At 63.6% G+C, this 6,824-nt stretch carries 4 protein-coding genes and 1 pseudogene; 4 read left to right on the plus strand and 1 reads right to left on the minus strand.

Features of this window, described 5'->3' with window-relative positions; translation table 11 throughout:
• Positions 1-461: pseudogene (locus tag ABSG20_RS25585) on the minus strand (hypothetical protein); the annotation flags it as partial.
• A 462-nt stretch (positions 462-923) separates the two neighbouring features.
• Here ABSG20_RS25585 and ABSG20_RS25590 point away from each other — a divergent pair.
• The 4 genes from ABSG20_RS25590 (at position 924) to ABSG20_RS25605 (ending at position 6,642) form a co-directional block, all read left to right on the plus strand.
• Positions 924-2,030 (plus strand): efflux RND transporter periplasmic adaptor subunit, encoded by a 1,107-nt coding sequence (locus ABSG20_RS25590; RefSeq protein WP_423867280.1) that lies wholly within the window; start codon positions 924-926, stop codon positions 2,028-2,030.
• Positions 2,031-2,045: 15 nt separating this feature from the next.
• Positions 2,046-5,186, plus strand: a complete 3,141-nt coding sequence (locus tag ABSG20_RS25595) for an efflux RND transporter permease subunit (protein WP_423867281.1) — start codon at positions 2,046-2,048, stop codon at positions 5,184-5,186.
• 33 nt (positions 5,187-5,219) lie between these two features.
• Entirely contained in the window at positions 5,220-5,825 is a 606-nt protein-coding gene (locus ABSG20_RS25600; protein WP_423867282.1) for a TetR/AcrR family transcriptional regulator, read from the plus strand.
• A 184-nt stretch (positions 5,826-6,009) separates the two neighbouring features.
• Complete coding sequence (locus tag ABSG20_RS25605) at positions 6,010-6,642, plus strand: flavin reductase family protein (protein WP_423867283.1); 633 nt, start codon at positions 6,010-6,012, stop codon at positions 6,640-6,642.
• Positions 6,643-6,824: the final 182 nt, after the last annotated feature.

Below are 6,824 nucleotides of genomic sequence, written 5' to 3' on the forward strand. Positions count from 1 at the left end.
GAGTCGATCCTCAGCCATGCCGGCAGATTTCGCTTCAAGCGATCGAACTCTGAGAATAAGTCGGCTCCCAATTGATATGGCCCGCGCAGCGGCGCCGTTGCGGCGTCGAACAGGTGCCGCTGCCAGGACGATGTTTCCTGCGCCGTCAATACGGTGATGAACAATGCGGTTGCCAGCGCGCTCCAGGTCGCGCTGAGGACGTCGACGTCCTCGATCAGCGCAACCAGGCCGGCCACGAATAGTGCGGTCATGACGATCTGAACCCTGCGCGGTGCGCGCGCGCCGTTGCTGGCGATGGCGATGACGCCAAGCACGCCGAAAAACAGCGCCAGCGAGATGCCTGTTGGCCAGCCGTAAAACAGCCAGTCGGCCAGGGCGGCGCAGGCGGCGGCGAGGGCGAGCCGCACCGATAGGGGGCGGGGAGGCGCGATTTCAAGATGAGAAGTGGTCGCCATCGACATGGTTTCATTTTCCTGAATGGGACGGGAGAGGGGGGCCGGGGTTCGGACGTCGGCGCGCTGCGCCTCGGCCCGGCGATGACGGAACAGCGACCGGACGGCGGTACAGTCGAGCTGCCATCGCTCTGAACACCCGGTCGCCGTTTCGATCACCGAATGGGAATGGTGATGATTTGCCGCCATGGCCCGACGATCCCGTACCGGTACGCAGTGCGTTTGGGCGGGATGCTCAGGATTTGCTGATTTTTGTGCAGATTTCGCGCAAGCGGGCCGCCGCCACAGATGGCGTTCCCTGATCGATCTGGTGGCTTTTCGCGCCGTCGGCCGAGCAGCCCGCGCGGGCCCGAACCGAAATTTGCGACTTCTTAACCGCGAAACGATTTCACGAAATCATGATTGATGACGAATATTGACAATCGTCACAAGACAATCGACACTGCCGTCCACCCTCAAGGAGGTATGGCGATGCTCGCTCGCTCGATTTTGTCAAGCTATTCCAGGCTATTAGCTGGCATATTGCTGGCCCTTTTGGCGCTCGCTTTGGCCGGCTGCAACGACAAGCTCGCCGAGAAGGCGAAACCGTCGCGCCCCGTTCTGGTGACGAGAGCGCATTATGAGGCCGAGTCGCCCGAGCGCAGTTTCGTCGGAACGATAAAGCCGCGGATCGAGACCGACATGGGCTTTCGCGTGCCCGGCAAGATCGCAAAACGCCTGGTCGAAGTCGGCCAGACCGTCGATGTCGGCGAACCCTTGGCTACGCTGGATGAAATCGATCTGAAACTGCAGGCCGAGCAGGCCGAGGCTGAATTGCGCGCCTCGACCGGCGTGCTGGCGCAGGCCGCCGCCGCCGAAACCCGCGCCAACGATTTGCGCGTCAAAGGCTGGTCCACGGATGCGCAAGTGGATCAGGCCAAGGCCGCCGCCGATGAAGCGCGCGCGCGGCTCAATCGCGCCCAGCGTTCGGTCGAGCTTACCCAAAACTCGCTGTCTTATGCCACCCTGCTGGCCGACACCCGTGGCGTCGTCACCGCGACGCTGATCGACGCCGGACAGGTCGTGGCGGCGGGGCAGACGGCGGTCCGCGTCGCGCGTTTTGCCGAAAAGGAGGCCGTGGTCGCGATCCCCGAAACCCTGCTGGGCCGCGCCAAGGAGGGCACGGCCAGCGTGACGCTGTGGTCCGAGCCGAACAGGAAATACCCGGCGAAACTGCGCGAGATCGCGCCAACGGCCGATCCGGCGACGCGGACATATCTGGCGAAATTCTCGCTGCCGGACGCCGGCGACAAGGTCTCGCTCGGCATGACCGCGACGCTGACCTTGGCTGATCCAGCCACCACGCGCGTGGCGCGGCTGCCGCTGTCGGCGCTGTTCAGCGAAGGCGGCGATCCCTCGCTCTATATCGTCGACGACAAGGGTGAGGTGTCGCTGAAGCCCGTTGTAGTAAAATCCTACGAGAGCAATGACGTCGTGATCTCGGGCGGCGTCGATGAGGGCGCCAAAGTCGTCGTGCTCGGCGTGCAGAAACTCGATCCGAACCAGAAGGTCAGGGTCGTGTCGTCGTTGTCGTTCTAGTCGGGGGAGAGCGCGGTGAAGCACTTCAATCTTTCAGCCTGGGCGGTCGGCCATCCCGCCTTGATCCTGTTCCTGGTGATCGCGCTCGGCGTCGCCGGCTTCTTTTCCTACCAGAGGCTCGGCCGCGCCGAAGACCCGTTCTTCACGGTCAAGGTGGTGAACGTCTCGGCGATCTGGCCGGGGGCCACCGCGGCGGAAATGCAGACCCAGGTCGCCGACCCGATCGAGAAGAAACTGCAGGAACTGCCCTACTTCGAGAAGGTGCAGACCTATTCAAAACCCGCATTCACGGCGATGCAGGTCACGTTCAAGGATTCGACGCCGCCCAAGGATGTGCCGTATCTGTTCTATCTGTTGCGCAAGAAGCTGGCCGACGTGCAAGGCGAGCTTCCGGCGGGTCTGCTCGGGCCCGTCGTCAACGACGAATTCTCCGACGTCGACTCCATCCTCTACATGATGACCGGCGACGGCGCCGACTATGCGCAGCTGAAGAAGGCCGCCGAAGGCCTGCGACAGCGGCTTTTGAAGGTACCGGGCGTGACAAAGGTCGATCTCTACGGCACCCAGGACGAGAAGATCTTTGTCGAGTTCTCCCATGCCAAGCTGGCGACGCTTGGCATTGCGCCGCAGGCGCTGTTCGATTCGCTCGCCAAGCAGAACAATGTCGTGCCCGCGGGCACGGTCGAGACCTCGTCGCAACGCGTGCCGCTGCGCGTCACCGGCGCGCTCGATGGCGCCAGGGCGGTGGCCGAGACGCCGGTCGAAAGTAATGGCCGGGTATTCCGGCTCGGCGACATCGCGACCGTCGCCCATGGTTACGTCGATCCGCCGACCTTCAAGGTGCGTCAGGAAGGCAAACCGGCGCTCGGTATCGGCGTGGTCACGGCCAACGGCGCCAACATCCTGGAACTCGGCAAGGACGTCGCCAAGGCGACCGAGGAATTCATGCGCGCGGTGCCGCAGGGCATCACTCTCGACCGGATCGCGGATCAGCCCGAGGTGGTCGAGCACGCCGTCAGCGAGTTCGTGCATTCCTTCATCGAGGCGCTGGCGATCGTGCTGTTCGTCTCGTTCGTCGCACTCGGCTGGCGCACCGGCATCGTGGTGGCCATGTCGGTGCCGCTGGTGCTCGCCATCGTCTTCATCGTCATGAACGCGATGTCGCTCGATTTGCACCGCATCACGCTCGGCGCGCTGATCATTGCGCTCGGCCTTCTGGTCGACGACGCCATCATCGCGGTCGAGATGATGGTGGTGAAGATGGAGCAGGGCTGGGACCGCGTTCGCGCGGCGTCCTTTGCCTGGGAATCCACCGCCTTTCCGATGCTGACGGGAACGCTGGTCACGGCGGCCGGTTTCCTGCCGATCGGTTTTGCCAATTCGGCCGTCGGCGAATATGCCGGCGGCATCTTCTGGATCGTCGCCATCGCGCTGGTGGCGTCCTGGTTCGTCGCGGTGATCTTCACGCCCTATATCGGCGTCATGCTGCTGCCGAACATCACGGTCAGCCACAATCACGATCCGCATGCGGTCTATGAGACGCGCATCTACCGCGTGCTCCGCGGCATGATCCAATGGTGCGTCGAGCACCGCATCAAGGTGGTGCTGGCCACCGTCGGCGTGTTCGCGCTCTCGATTGTCGGCTTCGGCCACGTCCAGCAGCAGTTTTTTCCGCTGTCGGAACGGCCGGAATTGTTCCTGCAGCTGCGCTTGCCGGAAGGTACGGCGTTCGGCGTCACCGAAAAGTCGGTGAAGTCGGCCGAAGCGCTGTTGCAGGGCGACAAGGACATCTCGACCTATACGTCCTATGTCGGGCAGGGCTCGCCGCGCTTCTGGCTTGGGCTGAACCCGCAGCTGCCGAACGAAGCCTTCGCCGAGATCGTCATCGTCGCCAAAAATGTCGAGGCGCGCGAGCGCATCAAGGCGCGGCTGGAAAAGGCGGTCGATGACGGCGCGCTGACCGAGGCGCGGGTGCGCGTCGACCGCTTCAATTTCGGTCCGCCGGTCGGCTTTCCGGTGCAGTTCCGCGTCATCGGCCCCGACCCCCGGATCGTGCGCGACATCGCCTACCAGGTGCGCGACGTGGTCCGGCAGAACGAGAACATCAGGGATCCCCAACTCGACTGGAACGAGCAGTCACCCTACCTGAAGCTCGTCGTCGACCAGGACCGCGCCCGTGCGCTTGGCCTCACCCCGCAGGACGTATCACAGGCGCTCAGCATGCTGATCTCGGGTGCGCCGGTGACGACGGTGCGCGATGGCATCGAGAAGGTCGGCGTGGTCGCGCGTGCGGCCCCGTCCGAGCGGCTTGACCTCGCTCATGTCGGCGACCTCACCGTCACCTCGCGCAATGGCGTTGCGGTGCCGCTGTCGCAGATCGCTAGAATCGAATATTCCCACGAGGAGCCGATCCTGTGGCGGCGCAACCGCGACATGGCGATCACGGTGCGCGCCGACGTCAATGACGGCGTGCAGGCGCCCGACGTCACCAACCAGATCTGGCCCAAGCTGCAGCAGATCCGCGACAGCCTGGAGCCGGCCTACCGGATCGAGATGGGCGGCGCGATCGAGGAGTCGGCCAAGGGCAATGCCTCGATCTTCGTGCTGTTTCCGCTGATGGTCATCGTCATGCTGACGCTTCTGATGATCCAGCTGCAGAGTTTTTCGCGCCTGGCGCTGGTGTTCCTGACGGCGCCGCTCGGCATTATCGGGGCCTCGCTCGGGCTGAACGTCGCCAACCAGCCGTTCGGCTTCGTGGCGCTGCTCGGACTGATCGCGCTGGCCGGAATGATCATGCGCAACGCGGTGATCCTGGTCGACCAGATCGAATCCGACGTCGCCCACGGCCTGAGCCGCAGGGAAGCCATCGTCGAGGCCACCGTCCGGCGCGCCCGCCCGGTAGTGCTTACGGCGCTCGCCGCCATTCTGGCGATGATCCCGCTGTCGCGCTCGGCGTTCTGGGGCCCGATGGCCATCACCATCATGGGCGGATTGTTTGTTGCAACCTTCCTGACCTTGCTGTACCTGCCGGGCCTCTATGCTCTCTGGTTCCGCAACAGCCTTGAAGAAAGCGGCCGCAGCGAACCGATCGATCTTGCGGCGCAGCATGAAGCCGAGGCACAGCCGGCATTTCCGCTTGCCGAGGCCGCCGAATAATTGAACATTAAGTACAGTGAATTGAGTCCTGCCATGGCGCTGATTTCGGACCATATCGAACCCGACACCAGGGAGCGCATCCTGGTGGTGGCGGAGCGTTTGTTTCGCGAGATCGGCTATCAGAAGACGACGGTTGCCGACATCGCCAAGATGCTGCGGATGAGCCCGGCGAATGTCTATCGCTTTTTCGACTCGAAGAAAGCGATCCATGAGGGCGTCGCGCGGGCGCTGATGGGCGAGGTCGAGACCGCGGCCGAGGCGATCGCGACCGCCCGCGGACCGGCGGCCTTCCGCCTGCGCGAGCTTGTAACCACGATCCATCGCATGAACAGCGAACGCTATGTCGGCGATTCCAAGCTGCACGAGATGGTCGAGATCGCGATGGAGGAGAGCTGGGAAGTCTGTCTCGCCCACATGCACCGGCTGACCGAGACCATCGCCCATGTCATTGCCGAGGGCGCCGCGTCAGGGGAATTCGAGGCCCCGGACGTGCCGCTGGCGGCGATGTGCACCTGCACCGCGATGATGCGGTTTTTTCACCCGCAGATGATCGCGCAGGCCGTTAACAAGCCGGGGCCCTCGCTCGACCAGATGGTCGATTTCATCCTCGCCGGGCTGGCGTCGCGCCAAAAGGCGTAGGGTGGGCAAAAGCCAACGGGTCGCGCGAATGCGCGAGCCGATGGCGTGCCCACCATGTTTTCGCATATAAAATGGTGGGCACGGCGCGAAGAGCGCCTCTGCCCACCCTCCGCACTGGATTATTTCCTTGCGCTTGTGGCGATGACGTGGATGCAGTGAGACAAGCGGAAAGGAAGTGACCGACGTGGACCAATCAACCCCGAAAGACCTGCATTTTTACGAGCCGAAGAACGGCCACGGCCTCCGGCACGATCCTTTCAACGCCATCATCGCGCCGCGGCCGATCGGCTGGATCTCGAGCCGCGATGCCAAGGGCAACCTCAATCTGGCGCCCTACAGTTTTTTCAACGGCTTTTGCTACACGCCGCCGATCATCGGCTTCTCCTCGACCTCCTGGAAGGACAGCGTGCAGAATATCCAGGAGACCGGCGAGTTCGTCTGGAATCTCGCGACCATGGATCTGGCGCAGCAGATGAATTTGACCGCCGCCCATGTCGCCCACGACGTCAGCGAATTCAAGATCGCAGGCCTCACGGCGGCCCCTTGCCGGCTGGTCAACGTGCCTCGGGTCGCGGAAAGCCCAGTCTCGTTCGAATGCAAGCTGTCGCAGATCATTCAGTTGCAGGGCGCCGACGGCCGCAAGGCGCAGGCCTGGCTGACGCTTGGCGAGGTCGTCGCCGTCCATATCGACAAGGCTTTCATCAAGGACGGCGTCTACCAGACCGCGGCGCCGCACCCGATCGTGCGCGCCGGCCGCCGCGGCGACTATTTCGAAATTCGCCCCGATGCGATGTTCGAGATGGTCAGGCCGGATTGAGCCGGCGCCACGCGGCGCTGGACGCCTGACCAAACTGGAAAATTGAGAGAACCGCTCTCTCGTCATTGCGAGTTAAGCACCGGGCTTCGCCCGACCCGCGCGGATGAAACTGGTACGGAGCTTCCGGCTGGCAGGGCCGTGTTGCCAGACCGGGCGTTGATGGTAGATTTGGTTGCTGTTGG

It is taken from the genome of Bradyrhizobium sp. (assembly GCF_049512235.1).
Lineage (GTDB): Bacteria > Pseudomonadota > Alphaproteobacteria > Rhizobiales > Xanthobacteraceae > Bradyrhizobium.

Bases quoted from the DNA above. Each gene is read 5' to 3' on its own strand.
- ABSG20_RS25590 (WP_423867280.1), top strand. From the start codon at position 924: ATGCTCGCTCGCTCGATTTTGTCAAGCTATTCCAGGCTATTAGCTGGC.
- ABSG20_RS25600 (WP_423867282.1), top strand. From the start codon at position 5,220: ATGGCGCTGATTTCGGACCATATCGAACCCGACACCAGGGAGCGCATC.